15 protein-coding genes are annotated in these 15,861 nt (G+C 63.2%); 4 read left to right on the top strand and 11 right to left on the bottom strand.

The features are described 5' to 3' along the window. Positions 1-34: 34 nt before the first annotated feature. Entirely contained in the window at positions 35-1,312 is a 1,278-nt protein-coding gene (gene mnmE / locus K663_RS00170) for a tRNA uridine-5-carboxymethylaminomethyl(34) synthesis GTPase MnmE (protein ID WP_062120039.1), read from the bottom strand. A 7-nt stretch (positions 1,313-1,319) separates the two neighbouring features. Then, complete coding sequence (locus K663_RS00165; RefSeq protein ID WP_037469069.1) at positions 1,320-1,574, bottom strand: DUF6489 family protein; 255 nt, start codon at positions 1,572-1,574, stop codon at positions 1,320-1,322. A 152-nt stretch (positions 1,575-1,726) separates the two neighbouring features. Here K663_RS00165 and K663_RS00160 point away from each other — a divergent pair, with 152 nt between their 5' ends. After that, positions 1,727-2,425 (top strand): dienelactone hydrolase family protein, encoded by a 699-nt coding sequence (locus K663_RS00160; RefSeq protein ID WP_062112591.1) that lies wholly within the window; start codon positions 1,727-1,729, stop codon positions 2,423-2,425. Positions 2,426-2,440: 15 nt separating this feature from the next. Further along, on the top strand, positions 2,441-3,409 hold the full coding sequence (locus tag K663_RS00155; RefSeq protein WP_235589471.1) for a quinone oxidoreductase family protein: 969 nt from the start codon (positions 2,441-2,443) through the stop codon (positions 3,407-3,409). A gap of 123 nt (positions 3,410-3,532) precedes the next feature. Here K663_RS00155 and K663_RS00150 read toward each other — a convergent pair whose 3' ends face one another. Both K663_RS00150 and rho read right to left on the bottom strand, forming a co-directional pair. Further along, positions 3,533-4,255 (bottom strand): YjbE family putative metal transport protein, encoded by a 723-nt coding sequence (locus K663_RS00150; protein ID WP_062112588.1) that lies wholly within the window; start codon positions 4,253-4,255, stop codon positions 3,533-3,535. A gap of 22 nt (positions 4,256-4,277) precedes the next feature. Beyond that, positions 4,278-5,534, bottom strand: a complete 1,257-nt coding sequence (rho, locus tag K663_RS00145) for a transcription termination factor Rho (protein WP_037469064.1) — start codon at positions 5,532-5,534, stop codon at positions 4,278-4,280. 220 nt (positions 5,535-5,754) lie between these two features. On the opposite strand from rho, the gene K663_RS00140 reads away from it, so the two are divergent. Then, positions 5,755-6,711: a retroviral-like aspartic protease family protein gene (locus tag K663_RS00140; RefSeq protein ID WP_083535782.1), complete on the top strand. Its 957-nt coding sequence runs from the start codon at positions 5,755-5,757 to the stop codon at positions 6,709-6,711. Between the two features lie 12 nt (positions 6,712-6,723). On the opposite strand, the gene K663_RS00135 is transcribed toward K663_RS00140, so the two are convergent. From K663_RS00135 to K663_RS00110, 6 genes are all read right to left on the bottom strand, one after another. Next, positions 6,724-8,799 (bottom strand): transglycosylase domain-containing protein, encoded by a 2,076-nt coding sequence (locus K663_RS00135; RefSeq protein WP_062112584.1) that lies wholly within the window; start codon positions 8,797-8,799, stop codon positions 6,724-6,726. A gap of 105 nt (positions 8,800-8,904) precedes the next feature. Further along, the gene (msrB, locus tag K663_RS00130) at positions 8,905-9,309 is read right to left on the bottom strand and encodes a peptide-methionine (R)-S-oxide reductase MsrB (RefSeq protein WP_062120031.1); all 405 of its coding nucleotides are present in this window, start codon (positions 9,307-9,309) and stop codon (positions 8,905-8,907) included. Positions 9,310-9,384: 75 nt separating this feature from the next. Further along, complete coding sequence (gene holA / locus K663_RS00125) at positions 9,385-10,410, bottom strand: DNA polymerase III subunit delta (RefSeq protein WP_062112581.1); 1,026 nt, start codon at positions 10,408-10,410, stop codon at positions 9,385-9,387. Beyond that, positions 10,407-10,904: an LPS assembly lipoprotein LptE gene (gene lptE, locus K663_RS00120; RefSeq protein ID WP_062112578.1), complete on the bottom strand. Its 498-nt coding sequence runs from the start codon at positions 10,902-10,904 to the stop codon at positions 10,407-10,409. The genes holA and lptE overlap by 4 nt, the downstream gene beginning before the upstream one ends. A gap of 99 nt (positions 10,905-11,003) precedes the next feature. Continuing rightward, a complete protein-coding gene (gene leuS, locus K663_RS00115) occupies positions 11,004-13,520 on the bottom strand; it encodes a leucine--tRNA ligase (RefSeq protein WP_062112574.1) in 2,517 nt (838 codons plus the stop codon). Positions 13,521-13,604: 84 nt separating this feature from the next. Beyond that, positions 13,605-14,054 carry a DUF3576 domain-containing protein gene (locus tag K663_RS00110; protein ID WP_062112571.1) on the bottom strand — a complete coding sequence of 150 codons (450 nt, stop codon included), beginning with the start codon at positions 14,052-14,054 and terminating at the stop codon, positions 13,605-13,607. A gap of 222 nt (positions 14,055-14,276) precedes the next feature. Here K663_RS00110 and K663_RS00105 point away from each other — a divergent pair, with 222 nt between their 5' ends. Further along, positions 14,277-15,008: a hypothetical protein gene (locus K663_RS00105; protein ID WP_062112568.1), complete on the top strand. Its 732-nt coding sequence runs from the start codon at positions 14,277-14,279 to the stop codon at positions 15,006-15,008. A gap of 271 nt (positions 15,009-15,279) precedes the next feature. Here K663_RS00105 and K663_RS00100 read toward each other — a convergent pair whose 3' ends face one another. Beyond that, positions 15,280-15,843, bottom strand: a complete 564-nt coding sequence (locus K663_RS00100; RefSeq protein ID WP_062112565.1) for a thiamine phosphate synthase — start codon at positions 15,841-15,843, stop codon at positions 15,280-15,282. Between the last annotated feature and the right edge of the window lie 18 nt (positions 15,844-15,861).

Genomic DNA, 15,861 nt, shown 5'->3' with positions numbered 1-15,861 from the left:
CGGGGCGGTCAAAACTGTTCCACGTGGAACAAATCTATTTGCCGATACAGAATCCCGAGAACAATCGGTCCAGCATGTCCTCGGTACTGGCCCGCCCCGTCAGCCGATCAATCGCCGCGCGCGCCCGTCGTAGCTCCTCGGCAATTATCAGCAAATCCGTATTTCGCGCCGCTGCGTCGATATGCGTCAGCAATGTGGAAACCGCTTCGCGCTGCCGGTCGTGCAGCGCATAATCCTGCTCCTTGGGTAGCAAGGTCGCGGCATGATCAATCAACAATGCCGCGAGCTCCTCCATGCCTTCGCCCGTTACGGCGGATACAGCCATGCCCGCGCATCCGTCCTTCCGATCACATTGTGCAGCGATCAGATGCGCATCCGGCCGCGGAAGCATAGCCGGGTCGCCCAGCCACAGAATAATATCGGCAGCCTCCAGCGCGGCCCGCGCCCGGTCCATGCCGATCGCTTCGATGGCGTCGTCAGTCTGTTCCCGAAGACCGGCCGTGTCGGTAAAAAGAAACGCCGTGCCGCCCAAGGAAGCGGGGACTTCGATCCGGTCCCGTGTGGTCCCTGCGATGTCCGATACGATGGCGGCCTCCCGCCCCACGAGGGCATTCAGCAACGTGGATTTGCCCGCATTGGGTGGCCCTGCAAGGACCACTCGAACGCCGTCGCGCAGCCGTTCCGCACGCGGTGCATTGAGCGCGGCCCTGACTTCGCCACCCAGCTTCAATAACCCGTCCACGATGCGCGTCTCGATAGCCTCATCCGGCACATCATCCTCGTCGGAAAAATCGAGCGCGGCCTCGGCCATGGCCGACAGGTCGAGCAAAGCCGCCTGCCACTCGGCCACGCGACGAGAAAAATGCCCCTCTGCCATGAGGAGCGCAGCGCGGCGCTGCTGCTGCGTTTCAGCCGCCAGCAGATCCGACAGCCCCTCGACCTCGTTAAGGTCCATTCGCCCATTTTCAAAGGCACGGCGCGTAAACTCACCGGGTTCAGCCCGGCGCAATCCGTCCAATGAAGAAAGTACGGTCTCAATCGCGGCAATCACGGCCCGCCCGCCATGACAATGCAACTCCGCCACATCTTCCCCTGTCGCCGTCCCCGGCCCCGGGAGCCACAACACCAGCGCACGGTCGAGCGGTGAGTGGTCCTTCGGATCGGTAAGCAGGGTCAGGTGAGCGCGGCGCGGCGGGGGAAGTCTTCCACCCAAGGATTCCAACGCCTTACCTGCCGAAGGACCGCTGATCCTTATGACGCCGATCCCTGCCGGCGGTGCGCCGCTCGACAGGGCGTAAATAGTGTCCGTCACGCGAACTTCAGGATTTGTCGCCATTCTTCCCGGCGACGCCTGCCAATCCGATGTCCATCATCTGCCGGAACAAGCGCATCCCCGCATCGCCCATCGGCGAAAAGCTTTTGAACATCGTTTCCATCTGCTCAATGTTCGCCACACCGTCGAAACTGTCCAGCACCGTCTTGACATATTTGTCATGGATCGGCGTCACATCGGGCAAGCCCAAGAAGGTGCGGGCCTCGGCAGGGGTGCAATCCACATCCACGGTCACTTTCATAGTCGGCACCCTTCTGTTGCAGCCATTACCGCCTCATGCCGTATCATGGGCAACAAACGCAAAAAATAATTTGCTCTCCAGATCTGTTGGCTCTCTCGCAGAAGCCGCTTATGCCTGGGGAGCAGAGTCATAATAGAACGGAAGGATTCAGCATGGGAGCATTTACATCCATCAAGCCCCTGGAAGGTGATGGCCAGTTCGACGTCTATATTGCGCGCCCCACAGGAACGCCCCGCGCCGCGATCATCGTCGTCCAGGAAATTTTCGGCGTCAACGAAGGCATTCGCAGGAAATGCGACCATCTGGCCGAACAGGGCTATCTCGCCCTTTCTCCCGATCTGTTCTGGCGCGATAGCGTCCGGGTCGAGCTGGATGCCGATGTGCCTGAGGATTTCCAGAAGGCGATCGAGCATATGCAGAAGCTGGATCAGGATCGTGCCATCTACGACATCGAAGCGACGATCAAAGCCGCCCGCGCTGAACTGGGCGGCGCTGGCAAGGTTGGGCTGGTCGGCTATTGCATGGGCGGGCGCCTCGCCTTCATGGCCGCCTGCCGGACCGATGGCGACGCCTTCGTAGCCTATTACGGCGTCGGGATCGATAATTTGCTCGGCGAACAGCATGCCATCGGCAAACCGCTGCTGCTTCATATTCCCACCGCCGATGGTTTCGTCCCACCAGAAGTTCAAAAGACGATGCATGAAGGGCTGAAGGACAATCGGCACGTTACCCTTTATGACTATGAAGGGCTGGACCATGGCTTCGCCGCGGAAATGGGCGCTCGCCGGAACGAGGAAGCCGCCCAGTTGGCGGACAAGCGGACCGCCGATTTCTTCGCCGCCAACCTCTGACCAGCGACACTATCGATGAACCAGGCCTATCGCATGATCGTCCGCGCGACGGGCGGGCCAGAGGCAATCGAGCGAGAGCCGTTCGATCCCGCTCCCCCGGCCGCAGGCGAAGTGCTGATCGCACAGGATGCGGTGGGCCTGAACTTCATCGACACCTATCACCGCTCAGGGCTTTACCCAGCGCCCCTGCCCCTCACTCTGGGCGTGGAGGGCGCCGGACGGGTTGCTGCGGTAGGCCCTGGCGTCACCAATGTCGCAGTCGGTGACAAGGTGGGAAGCGTGGGGCTGATGGGCGCCTATTCGACTCATCATATCGTCCCGGCCAATCGTGTGATCGCGATCCCGGACGGCGTTGGCGCCGATGAAGCGGCCGCGATGATGTTGAAGGGGATGACCGCCTGCATCCTGGCGGAAGACATCGCTAAGCTGCAGCCGGGCCAGGTGGCTCTTGTCCATGCGGCTGCCGGTGGCGTCGGATCTGCGCTGGTGCCCTGGCTGCGCGACAAGGGGGTGATCGTCATCGCCCATAGCGGGTCGGCGGAAAAGGCGGCCAGCGTGACTGCTGACCACAGCCTGCATGGGCCCTTTTTCGAACTGCCCGAGCGGGTGCGCGCCCTAACGTCGGGCCGGGGCGCGGATATTGTCTTTGACGGCGTTGGAAAGGATAGCTGGATCGGGTCCATCGCATCACTCAAGCGGCGTGGCATGATGGTGAGCTATGGCAACGCCTCTGGTCCAGTCCCTCCCATCTCCCTGCTGGAGTTGAGCCGCGCTGGCTCCCTGTTCGTCACCCGGCCTACGTTGTTCGACTATATCGTCACGCGCGAAGAGCTGGACAATGTGTCCGCGCGGCTGTTCGACCGTATGCAGCGCGGCATTATTCGCGCCGCCATAGGCCAGCGCTTCGCCCTTGCCGATGCCGCCGAAGCGCACCGCAAGCTGGAAGCGCGGCAGACTGTTGGCAGTACGCTATTGCTGCCCTGATCGCCTGAGCAGCGTGTTTGAAGGTGAAGCGGCGCAGGCTGAATGCGATCCGCGACTGCCTGCACATGTCAGGCGGAGGAAAGCGGCAGGCGGACGACCAAATAGCCGCCCGCCCGTCAATCCTCAGGTCAGCAGGGTCAATATGCCGACATTATGATCGACAATGCCTTCATAGATCATCTTGACCGCAACATAGACGATCACGACCAGCCCGATATAGGCGATCCAGCGGAAGCGCTCGATATATTTGGCGATGATATTGGCTGCCACGCCCATCAGGGCGACGGACAGGATAAGGCCGATGATCAGGATGCCCGGATGATCACGGGCCGCGCCCGCGACCGCCAGCACATTGTCCAGACTCATCGACACGTCTGCAACCGCGACCGCCCAGGCAGCCGCCGCAAAGCTCTTTGCGGGACGCAGACCGGAAATATCATCGTCGCTGGTGTCGTCAGGCGTGTCCGCACCCCGCTTGGGATGCAGTTCGCGCCACATCTTCCAGCTGACCCACAGCAGCAGCAGGCCGCCCGCCAGGATCAGGCCGACGATCTGCATCAGCTGCGTCACAACCAGCGCAAAACCGATACGCAAAACGAGCGCGGCAATGATCCCGATCAGGATGACGCGCTGGCGTTGCTGCGGCGGAAGGCCGGCGGCAAGCGCGCCGACGACAATCGCATTGTCGCCCGCCAGCAGCACGTCGATCATCAGCACCTGGCCAAAGGCGGCCAGCGCGGCCGGAGAACCGATGTTGCTGAAATCGCTAACGATATGCCCCCAGATATCTGCGGGGGAGCCCAGGCCCTGCGCGGCGGCAGTGGCTGTCGTGATCAGGTCGAGCATGGCGGCCTAACGAATCTCCGGCTTACTGGTTCATCGAATCGAAGAAGTCTTCGTTCGTCTTGGAATCCTTCATCTTGTCGAGCAGGAATTCCATGGCATCGACCGTGCCCATCTGCATCAGGATACGGCGCAACACCCACATCTTGCTGAGCTTGGCCTTGTCGACCAGCAGCTCTTCCTTGCGGGTGCCCGACTTGCCGACGTCCAGCGCCGGGAAGATGCGCTTGTCCGCCACCTTGCGGTCCAGGACGATTTCCGAATTGCCGGTGCCCTTGAACTCTTCGAAGATGACTTCGTCCATGCGGCTCCCGGTGTCGATCAGCGCCGTGGCGATGATGGACAGCGAGCCGCCCTCCTCGATATTACGCGCGGCGCCGAAGAAACGCTTGGGACGCTGCAGGGCGTTTGCGTCCACACCGCCGGTCAGCACCTTGCCGGAACTGGGGACGACCGTGTTGTAGGCGCGGCCCAGGCGGGTGATCGAATCGAGCAGGATCACCACATCCTTCTTGTGTTCCACCAGGCGCTTGGCCTTTTCGATCACCATTTCGGCGACCTGGACGTGCCGCGACGCAGGTTCGTCGAAGGTCGATGACACGACCTCCCCCTTCACGCTGCGCTGCATGTCGGTCACTTCTTCCGGGCGCTCGTCGATCAACAGCACGATCAGGAAAACTTCGGGATGGTTGTCGGTGATCGCCTTGGCGATATTCTGCAACAGCACCGTTTTACCCGTACGCGGCGGCGCGACGATCAGCGCGCGCTGGCCCTTGCCCTGCGGCGACACGATGTCGATGACGCGCGCTGACTTGTCCTTGACGGTCGGGTCGAGCGAGTCGAGCACCAGCTTCTGGGTCGGATAGAGCGGCGTCAGGTTATCGAAATTGACGCGGTGGCGCACAACATCGGGATCGTCGAAATTGACCGACATCAGCTTGGTCAGCGCGAAATAGCGTTCGCCGTCCTTGGGTGCGCGGATTTCGCCTTCGACGGTATCACCGGTGCGCAGGCCGAACTTGCGGACCTGGTTGGGCGAAACATAGATGTCATCGGGACCGGCCAGGAAATTCGCCTCAGGACTGCGCAGGAAGCCGAAGCCGTCCGTCAGCACCTCGATCGTGCCCTCGCCCATGATCTGCTCGCCATTCTCGGCCTCGGCCTTGAGGATCGCGAACAGCAGGTCCTGCTTGCGCAGGGTCGATGCGCCTTCGACGCCCAGCTCTTCCGCCATGGTGACGAGGTCGGCGGGTGATTTCTTCTTGAGATCCTTGAGGTGCATTCGACTAGAGTCCGATGGAGAGAGATGAGGAAGAAAAATTCGAAAATCAGGGGAATCTGCCCGGTTAGGAAAACACGGGACTCCGGCGCTGGACGGCCAGGATGGACCGTCCGCGTTTAGCGATCAGATTACCCCCAAGTCAAGGCGCATCGGTTGCAACGATAGCCCCTGCCCAGCCTTCATGTTATAAACAAAACAAAATAGCCGGAGAGGTGAGGGCATGGGATCGTTTCATCTCGTCCCCGCAATTGCCGCCATCACATTCGGCCTCTCCGCAGCGGCCCAGCCGACCGCGCCTGCCAGTCCGCCCGCCGATCCGCCAGCAGTCGTGCGCACCGTCACTGCGGCGGATGACCGGGTGTCGATCCCGATCCATATCGGCGGCAAGGGCCCGTGGAACTTCATTGTCGATACCGGGTCGCAGCGAACGGTCATTTCCCGCGACCTCGCCGAACGCCTCGCCCTTCCCTACCAACGGGCGGTGACGATCATCAGCATGGCGGGCCGCAGCGAGGCGCGGACCGTCGCCCTCCCCCGCCTGGGCTATGGGCGTGAAACGATCGACGACATCGAAGCGCCAGTGCTGGAGGCAGACCATCTCGGCGCCGCCGGATTGCTTGGCCTGGACAGCCTGCATGCCAAACGCCTGCTGCTGAATTTTCGCACGGGCCGCATGGAGATCGGCGCCAGCCGCCCTGCATGGCGCAATCCCGACGCAATCATCGTGGAAGCCCGTCGCCGCAAGGGACAGCTTATCCTGCTGCATTCCGAGGCCAATGGGCTGAAGGTCAACATCATCCTCGACACCGGCACACATTTAAGCGTCGGGAATCTGGCGCTTCGTGACAAGCTGATCCGCAAGAAGCGCGCGCCCATAATGAGCGATGTCAGCCTGCTCAGCGTAACCGGGGAGACATTGACCGGAAAGCTGGGACAAATCGGCAAGATCCGCATGGGTCCGATCACCCTGACCAACCTGCCGGTCATGTTCGCGGATGCCCCACCCTTCCGGGAACTGGGCCTTCAGGACAAACCGACCCTGCTGCTCGGCATCCAGGCGCTCAGGATGTTCGACCGCGTCGCCATCGACTTTGGCCGGGGCAGGATCGATTTCCTGATGCCCGACGGCAGCGCGCTCGATCTGCGGCGCTTTGCCGCCACGCCTCGCCAGGGCTGAAGGCCATACCGCCTACTGTGGCGGGGGCCGCTGCCGCTCGCGGCCCAGCACCTGATCGATCCACTGCTGGTCAAGCCGGGGCGGCGCGGTGCGGGCGGCGGGCGCCTGATCGATCCGCTGGTCATCCGTATAGGGCGCCTCATCCTGCGGTTGCTGCCGGTCCGGGCCAATGGGCAGGCCGTTTTCATCGACCATCATGCCCCCGCCAACGCCATTATCGGGCTCGCCATAATAGGCTTCCTCGTCCGGCTCCAGCTGCCACTCCGGCAATGTCACCTGCGTTTCGAACTGCTCGACCGGGCGGCGTGAAACCGCAACCTTCATATAGTCGGCAAAGGCATGTGCAGGCGCGCGACCTCCCTGCAGAACCCGCACCGCGCGGGCATCGTCCCGGCCCATCCAGACGCCGGTGGTGATCCCGCTGGAAAATCCCAGGAACCAGCCGTCCTTGTTGCTGCTGGTCGTGCCGGTCTTGCCCGCCACCGGGCGGCCGATCTGCGCCGCCTTGCCCGTCCCGGTGCTGACCGCCGTCTGCATCAGGTCGGTCATCCCGGCCGCCACCCAGGGCGCAACCAGAACGCGGCTGGTGTCGTCCTGATGCTGGTAGAGCAGGCGTCCGTCCGCAGTCGTCACCTTGGTAATGCCATAGGGGGTCACCGCCACGCCCTTGCGCGCGATCGAGGCAAAGGCCCGCGTCATGTCGATCAACCGCACGTCGGATGTGCCCAACACCATCGACGGATGCGTATTGATCGGCGTCGTCACGCCGAAGCGGCGCGCCATGTCGGCGACGGTGGGAAAGCCCACCTCCACGCCCAGCTTCGCCGCGACAGTGTTGACCGAATAGGCAAAGGCGGTGCGAATATCGATGTCGCCGGAATAGCGGCCGCTGCTGTTGCGCGGCTTCCATCCGTTGATATCGACCGGGCTGTCCGTGACGCCGGTGTCAGGCGTGTATCCCGCCTCCAGCGCCGCCATATAGACAAAGATCTTCCACGCCGAGCCGGGCTGGCGCGTAGCGGTGGTGGCACGGTTGTAATTGGACGTGACATAGTCCAGCCCGCCGACCATCGCCCGCACCGCTCCATCGCGGTCCAGCGACACGAGCGCGCCCTGCGCCCCGGCGGGCACATTGGTCTGGATCGCCGCCGTCGCCGCCTTCTGCATACCAAGGTCTATGGTGGTATAGACTTCCAGCGGTTCATTAGGCTCATCGACCAGCAGGTCGAGCTGCGGCAGCGCCCAGTCGGTGAAATAGCGCACGCTGTTCTGCGGCGGCTCCGGCGCCATCTTGACGTCGTCCAGGTCGATGCTGGCCAGCTCTGCCGCGCTGATGACGCCATTTTCCTGCATCAACTGCAACACCACGCCCGCGCGCCCGATGGCGGCTTCCGCGTCAGCGGTGGGGGAATAGCTGGACGGCGCCTTCACCAGACCGGCGATGATAGCGGCCTCGGGCAGGTCCAGGCTGGTGGCCGGATGACCAAAGAATTTGCGGCTGGCCGCATCGATGCCATAGGCCCCGCCGCCGAAATAGACCTTGTTGAGATACAGCTCCAATATCTGCCGCTTGGAAAATTTCCGCTCCAGCGCCAGCGCCAGGATCATCTCCCGGACCTTGCGGCCCCAGCTATAGCTGTTGTTGAGGAATATGTTGCGCGTCACCTGCTGGCTGATGGTCGACGCGCCTTGCCAGCGGCGTCCCTTGCCCCGGTTCTCCAACGCTACCCAGGTCGCGCGTGCCATGCCGATCGGATCGACGCCGGGATGCATGTAAAAGCGCCTGTCCTCGGTCGAAATCATGGCATCGACCATCACGGTCGGGATCTGATCATAGGTAAGCCAGCGGCCAAAGCTTGGCCCCAGCGACACGATCACGCTGCCGTCGGCCGCATGCACGCGGATCATCTGGCCATTGGGTGATGATTTCAGCGATTCATAGCTGGGAAGCGACTGGTAGGCGATGACCACCGCCACCACGAGGGCAAACAGCCCGCCCAGCGTCGCGACCAGCCCGAATTTCAGGCCCCGCATCAGCCACAGCCTCGCCTTGGCCGGCCTTCCCTTGCTTTTGCCCGATCGTGCCATCTATGCCGCCCGCATACGCGCTAAGTGAATGGGCGGCCAGCGGAAACCAGGCAACCCGCAGAGCTTGCTTCTCAAGAGAAGCGACGCTTTACCGGCGATGAATGATTATTCAACCTCGTCACGCGGCTTGAAGTCCAGCGACGCGCTGTTCATGCAATAACGCAGGCCGTTGACGCCCGGACCATCGGGAAAGACATGGCCCAGATGACCCTCGCATGTCGCGCAACGCACCTCGGTTCGCATCATGCCGTGGCTGTTGTCGCGAATTTCCTCCACCGCATCAATGTCGACCGGCGCGGTGAAGCTGGGCCAACCCGACCCGCTGTCATATTTTTCCTCCGCGTCGAACAGCTCGGCTCCGCAACCCGCGCAATAATAGACGCCGTCGGCCTTGTTGCTGTTATATTTTCCGGTAAAAGCGCGCTCGGTTCCCGCTTCGCGAAGCACATGAAATTGTTCGGGGGAAAGGCGTTCGCGCCATTCGGCATCGGTCAAATTGAGCTTGTCCATGGGCGGCAATATGGCGAGGGCGGCATCCGCGATCAAGCGCTTAGGATCGCGGGCGAAGGCCCGGCCATATCACGCCTATCGCTCCCGCGCCGCCTGCCGCGCGATGGCCAGCAATTCGTGCCGCACCATCAGATCGCCCAGCCCCCGGCCCGACCGGCTGGCCCGTTCGGCCTGCGCCAGCCGCTGAATGGCGCGGGCTATGCCATGCGTGTCCCACAGCCGTACCTGCCGCGTGACGACGCCCTTTTCCTTCCAGAACACCTGCTTTCCAGCCGCTTCGACCGCTGCATCCAGCCGCCCGCTGCCATCGAAGGACAATCGGATATTGGCGATCAGCATCGCGCGGGTGAGCAGCGGCCGCAGCACCGCCGCCATGGCCGTCCCGGATTCCGCCAGCCGCCCCAGTTCGCGGTGCATCGCGCGCAGGTCGCCACCCAGCACCGCGTTCACCAGCGGCGCGGAGTCGGCGTCTGGATTGTCGGCGGACAGCGCATCCAGCGCCTCGGCGGTTGCCTCGCACGGCCGGTCGGGCGCGGCATCCAGATACAGGATCAGCTTCTCGACCTCTCCCGCCATCAACGCCCGGTCGCCATTGGCCAGATCGACGATGCGCCGGGCGAGATCCGACCCCAGGCGCAGCCCGCCTTCCCGCGCGATGGCGACGGCAATCTGCTCCGCTTCGCGCCCGTCGGGCTGATAGGATGGAAAGGCCATGGCCAGTGGACTGTCGAGCGCCAGCTTCAGCAGCTTCGACGTCGCCTTCAACGCCCCGGCCGTCGCGATCACCGGATTGCCCGCCGCCTCGGCCGTCAGCAGCGCCGTCAGCGCGGGCAGGGATTCTTCGCCCATGCCGTTGATGCGCACCCATCTTTTGTCACCGAACATGGAAAAGGACGCCGCCTCGTCGGACAGCCGCGCCGGATCGTCGCGCAGGGTCGATGCGTCCAGATCGACACGCTCTGCGTCAGGCCCCATGGCCCGCTCCAGCCGTTTGCCCAGCGCCGCGCTCCCCGATTCATCGGGTCCGTACAGCAGGAAGAACCGAATATCGGCAGGCGGTGCGTCGAGCGCCTTTTCAATCTGTCCGCGATTGGCCTTCAACGCTGCTTTTCCCGCGCGGCGAACAGCGCGAGGCGGGACACGATCTGGTCGGCGACCGTCTGTGACAGACGCTCCAGCGCCGTGTCTTCCGCCGCGATCGTCGCATATTCGCTCGACGTGACGTCGATGCCCGCGTCCGACCCCGCCGTGTCGTCAATGACCTGCGTGCCCGTCGCGGTGTCGATCAACTGGTAACGCGCCCGTAGCGTACGCCGCTCGCGCGTGACGGCGGCGTCGGCGCGCAAGCCGAAACCGCTGATCTGGTCGTCCAGCTTGACCACCAGCCTGTAGCTTGGCCCATTGCCGCTCATCGCCGACAACCGGTCATTGAGCGCATTGCGCACCAGCCAGCCGCCCTTCCCTTCGATCGGCGCGATTTCGACATTGCCCAGCCGTTGCGCCACCGCACCCTGACTCCCGCCGCTATAGACGGGACGCAGCCCGCAAGCGGAGAGAGACAGGGCGACGAGGAACAGGGGAACAGTGCGTTTCATCGACCAACCTCTAACCGTTCGGGCTGAGCTTGTCGAAGCCCTGCTCTTTTCTTGACGGAAGAAAAGCCCTTCGACAAGCTCAGGGCGAACGGTTCCTTGTTAGAGGACAAGATTCACCAGACGATCCGGCACCACGATAACCTTTTTCGGCGTCGCGCCATCCAGCGTCCGCATCACATTGGGCGCGGCAAGGGCCAGCTTTTCCAGTTCCTCTTTCGACGTCCCCTTGGGCACGGTAATCGTGTCGCGCAGCTTGCCCATCACCTGACAGGCGATCGTCACCTCATCCTCGACCAACAAAGCCGGATCGACCTGCGGCCAGGCCGCCTCGGCGATCAGTCCCTCCTCGCCCATGTCCGCCCATGCCTCTTCGGCCAGATGCGGGGTCATCGGCGCGACCAGCAGCGCCAGCGCACGGATGGCGGCGCTGCGGCTGGCTGAAGGCCTGGCCTTCTCCACCGCATTGGTCAGTTCATAAATCTTCGCCACCGCCTTGTTGAAGGACAGCGCCTCGATATCCCTGGCGATGCCGTCGATGGTCTGGTGCAGCTTGCGGTCCAAAGCCTTGTCTTGCCCCTCGGCCGCCTTGTCGGCCTCGCCAAACAGCCTCCACAGCCGATTGATGAAGCGCCAGCTGCCCTCGATCCCGCTTTCGGTCCACGGCAGATCGCGCTCCGGCGGGCTGTCCGACAGCATGAACCAGCGCACCGCGTCCGCGCCATATTGGGCGATGATGTCATCGGGATCGACGACATTCTTCTTGGACTTGGACATTTTCTCGACGCGGCCGACCGTCACCGGTGCGCCGCTGTCGATCATGACCAGCCCGTCGCCGCGCCGTTCCACATCCTGCGGAGCGAGCCAGGCGCCCTCGGGCGACTTGTACGTCTCATGCGTCACCATGCCCTGCGTAAACAGGCCTGTGAACGGCTCGGCAAAGCCGATCTGCCCCATATGCTGCAACGCGCGCGTCCAGAAACGCGCGTAGAGCAGGTGCAGGATCGCATGTTCCACGCCGCCGATATACTGGCCGACGGGCAGCCATTTCTCGACCGTCTCGCGATCGAACGGCTTGTCTTTGGGTTGGCTGGCAAAGCGGATGAAATACCAGCTGGAGTCCGCAAACGTATCCAGCGTGTCGGTCTCGCGCCGCGCCGCCTTGCCGCATTTCGGGCAATCGACATGCTTCCAGGTCGGATGGCGATCGAGCGGATTGCCCGGAATGTCGAAGCTGACATCCTCCGGCAGCACGACCGGCAGCTGGTCCTTGGGCACGCCCACGGCCCCGCAATCCTCGCAATGGATGACCGGAATCGGCGTGCCCCAGTAGCGCTGGCGCGACACGCCCCAGTCGCGCAGGCGAAACACGGTGGTGCCGGTGCCCCATCCCTCGCTCTCGGCGCGGCGAATAACCTCGGCCTTGGCGTCCTCGACGCTCATGCCGTTGAGGAAGTCGGAGTTCACAAGGCGGCCCGGCCCCACATAGGCTTCCTCGCCGATGCCCTTGGCCTCATCGCCCTCGGCGGCGACCACGCGCTCCACGGGCAGCATATATTTGCGCGCAAAGTCCAGGTCGCGCTGGTCATGCCCCGGAACCGCCATGACCGCGCCGGTGCCATAGTCCATCAGCACGAAGTTCGCCACGAACAGCGGCAGCTTACGCCCCGTGAACGGATGAATCACCGACAGGCCGGTGTCGTAGCCCTTCTTCTCCTGCGTCTCGATCTCGGCGGCAGCAGTGCCGCTGTGGCGGCATTCCTCGGCAAAGGCGGCAAGTCCCGCATCCTTCGCTTCCAGCGCCAGCGCCAGCGGATGATCCGCCGCGATAGCGGCAAAGCTCGCGCCGAAGATCGTGTCGGGACGGGTCGAGAAAACCTCAAGCTCGCTGATGCCGTCCACGGCCTCGTCCAGTTCGAACCGGAATTGCAGCCCGACCGACTTGCCGATCCAGTTTTCCTGCATCAACCGCACTTTTTCCGGCCACTGGTCCAGCGTCTTCAGGCCCGCCAGCAGATCGTCGGCAAATTGCGTGATCTTCAGGAACCATTGGCTCAGCTTCCGCTTCTCGACCGGCGCGCCGGACCGCCAGCCCTTGCCATCGATCACCTGCTCGTTCGCCAGCACGGTCATGTCGACCGGGTCCCAGTTGACCGCCGACTCCTTGCGATAGACCAGGCCCGCTTCCATCATGTCCAGGAACAGCGCCTGTTCCTGCCCATAATAATCCGGCTCGCAGGTCGCCAGTTCGCGGCTCCAGTCCAGCGCGAAGCCCAGCTTCTTCAATTGCGCGCGCATCGTCGCGATGTTGGATCGGGTCCAGTCGCCCGGATGCACCTTCTTTTCCATCGCGGCGTTTTCAGCAGGCATGCCGAAAGCATCCCATCCCATGGGATGCAGCACCTCATGCCCGGTCATGCGCCGGAATCGCGCCAGCACATCGCCCATCGAATAGTTGCGCACATGGCCGATATGGATGCGCCCGGACGGATAGGGGAACATCTCCAGCACGTAGGACCGCGGCTTGTCGCTGCTGTCGGACGCCTTGAACGTCTGCTTCTCGTCCCAGACGGCCTGCCAGCGGGCGTCGGCCTCCAGCGGGTTGAAGCGCCTTTGCATGGATTCAAGTCCTCAAAATGCATGCGGGCTGAGCTCTTCCAAGCCCAGCCCCCGTTATTCAATAAAATCGGATGAAAGAAAGGCTTATCCCATGATCGCCATGCGGCGCAGGTCGCGCGCCTTGGTCAGGATGACTTCTTCCAGCTTCTGCACGGTCGCGGCCTGCACCGGCGCATCGACCCACTGGCCGCCCTGATTGACCTGACGGCTGGCGGCGACGCGCAGCGCGTCGGCGCGCAGATCCTGGTCCAGGATCGACACGGTCAGCTTCATCCGCTCATTGGGGCTGTTGGGATTGGCGTACCAGTCGGTGACGATGACGCCGCCGTTCGAATCCGTCTGCACCATCGGCATGAAGGACAGCGTGTCCAACGTAGCGCGCCACAGATAGCTGTTGACGCCGATGGTCGTGACCTTCGACGCGGCCAGATCGGCCTTGGGGCGTTCCTTGGCCCCGCCCCCGCATGCGGCGAGCGGCAATAGCGCGGTCAGCAGCAGACCGGCGGAAACAGAAGCGGGTAGGCGGCGGACCATCAGGCATGTCCCATATTGAAGAAAAACGCCCCGCTTCTATAGAGAAGCCGTGGCAATGGGCAAGGGGGCCATGGCATCGCCGGAAACGGTTGGCCGCCCCGCGCGTTTGACTCTGTGTGTTCCGTGCAACAGCGCGGATAAAAAGGTCATGACGCACTACCCATTGCCGGTGTTGAAGTGTAGAAGTTTGGAAAATTCGTCGGTGGGGAAGAGATTCGCGTCATGCGTGTGAATAGGGGACATTTGGCGTTGGCGGGCTCGGCGGTTGCCTTGGCCGGCTTCATGCTGTCTCCTGCGATCGGCGCAGCCACCGATCTGGTCCGCATGCGCGCCGATGTTCCTGTCTCCCTTGGCGCACTTGGCAGTATCTCGTCCTTCACGCCCACGACCAAGGATCCCCGTCTGGCGGCGGCCTATGCCCGGATCGCCGCCTCGGCCGGACGTCAGAATTTTCGCTTCACTCCCACCAGCGGCTCGCTCAGCGGGCAGCGTTCGGTCACCGTGATGGTGCGTGCGGCGGATCTCAATGATCGCGTGTCGGTCAACCGGACGCTCGATCCGGTCAGCATCGCTCCCGTCGCGTTCAGCCTGAACAGCGCGAATAGCTGGCGCAAGTTCGCCCTGCCCGAAGCGGTGGGCCGCAAGGAACTGGATCCGGTTTCGATCGATAATATTGCTGGCGCGAAGAATTTCTCGCTGGATGAAGGCGGCAAGAATCGCTTCAGCACCAAGGTGATGATCGAAAGCCGCCGCGATCCCGGCACTGCCGTCCGCACGCCCAATGCGGACAAGGATTATTCGCTGGATCTGGCCAGTTCCTATTCGCTGACGCGCAACCTGAACGTGACAGCGGGCCTGCGCTACAACAACAGCGTCATCGGCCGCCTGGCCCCCATGACCGACGAGCGTCAGGATAACCAGGCCGTCTATCTGGGCACCGTCTTCAAATTCTGATCTAGCTGCGGCTAGCCTGACTTCGCGACATCGTTAGCCTTGCTTCATCGCGAGGGAGCGCCAGCATGGCTGGTTGCGACCAATTGCGGACCTTATGCCCCCTCCCGCTGGCGGGAGGGGGTTAGGGGGTGGGCCTGCACAAGGTTGCGACAGCCCATCCCGCTGCGACTAATTCGCTCCGCTCATTAAGTCCTCCCGCAAGCGGGCGGGGAATGAGTAAGCGGCCCCTCCCCAAGCCACCCAGCCTCGCCGTACCAACTCCAGCATCATCCTATGTCGGCCCGGTAGTCAGCCCATCAATCGCGGCCCAACCTGAAGCGCCCATGCCCCGCAGCATAGTGTGATGCTTCGCCTGAACCCCACCCAACGCCATCACCGGCATGCCAGCCCTCAGGGCCAGGCCCGCGAATCTCGTGCGGCCCAGCACCCTGCCCCCCGGATGCGACCGAGTAGGGAACAACGGCGACAGAAATATCAGATCAGCCCCCCGCCGCTGCGCCTGCTTCAATTCCCGGGCGTCATGCACCGCCATGCTATGCAGCAACGGCCGCGCCGCAATTCCAACCAACCGCCCATGCCATCCATCCGCGCCCCATGCCGACGCCTGCTTTGCCGGTCCCGCCAGCAGCAACACCAGCCGCCGCCGCCGCGCGATAGCGGCGATCCGATCGAACAGTGCCCGCCGCTCGGCCGCTCCGGTTGCATGATGCCGAAAAAGGATGCCCCCCCGCCCCCGAGGCAAACGGCCCGCGCTCTCCACCAACGTTGCAGCCGAAACCCGTTCGTCAGTCACGAGCCACATAGAGGGCAGATTTTTGGCGTAGCGGCCTGTCATCGCCCTCGCCTATAGCAG

Source organism: Sphingobium sp. MI1205 (assembly GCF_001563285.1).
Classification (GTDB): domain Bacteria; phylum Pseudomonadota; class Alphaproteobacteria; order Sphingomonadales; family Sphingomonadaceae; genus Sphingobium.
The sequence above is the reverse complement of the archived record's forward strand: the minus strand, read 5'-3'. Positions and strand labels throughout refer to the sequence as shown.